The 248-nt window shown below is 46.4% G+C and carries 1 pseudogene; it reads right to left on the bottom strand.

What is annotated here, in order from left to right:
* Window positions 1-205 (bottom strand): annotated as a pseudogene (locus tag AC0QH1_RS00710) (RNA-guided endonuclease IscB); the annotation flags it as partial.
* Window positions 206-248 lie beyond the last annotated feature (43 nt).

Raw genomic sequence — 248 nt, 5'->3', positions numbered from 1 at the left:
TGTCGGTACGGCACATCTGACAATTTCCTTGTCCTGTGGCTGTAATAATCAAGGGTTGCTTGACCAATATGTTCAGTTGCTCTGGTGTTGATTTCCTAACACAAGCAGCATCTAGCCAGTGTGTTTTAGTTAATTCTTGACCAGAGCGGTTAAACTTGGTTCTACCACCGATGCCTGTTTCTACAGGAAGGTCTGTTTGAGACAAAGCCCGATACAACGCCCATCGAGTTGAGTTGACGGCAGCAGCA

The organism is Phormidium sp. CCY1219, from assembly GCF_055795085.1.
This window is presented reverse-complemented; position numbering and strand designations above follow the sequence as displayed.